General features: G+C 66.3%; 1 protein-coding gene. It reads right to left on the reverse strand.

Going from position 1 to position 392, the window contains the following annotated elements; all coding sequences use genetic code 11:
* On the reverse strand, positions 1-392 hold a 392-nt coding region (locus EN859_RS40385), incomplete at both ends, for a TetR family transcriptional regulator (protein WP_281015677.1).

Below are 392 nucleotides of genomic sequence, written 5' to 3' on the forward strand. Positions count from 1 at the left end.
CTACGTCAGCGTCCAACACCTGCAAAAAAGCTATGCCGGCACACCGGTGTTCAGCGACATCAACTGCGAGATCGGCAAGGGCGAATTCGTCACCCTGCTCGGCCCCTCCGGTTGCGGCAAATCCACGCTGTTGCGCTGCATTGCCGGCCTGACCGCGGTGGATGCCGGCCAGATCATCCTCGACGTTTCCCGTGTCGGGCGTCTCGACATGCTTCTGGCGCTGGTAGACTTCGATCAGCAGCGCCGCCTTGCTCGGCCACCAGCGATAGATGGTCGGCTTTCCCGCCCGCGCCCGCCGGGCGACGGCCTCGATCGAGAAGCCGGCATAGCCGGCCTCGCGCAGCACCGCCTCGGCCGCCTCGACAATGGCGTCGGCGCTCTCGGGATTGCGC

The organism is Mesorhizobium sp. M00.F.Ca.ET.216.01.1.1, assembly GCF_004010325.2.
Lineage (GTDB): Bacteria > Pseudomonadota > Alphaproteobacteria > Rhizobiales > Rhizobiaceae > Mesorhizobium.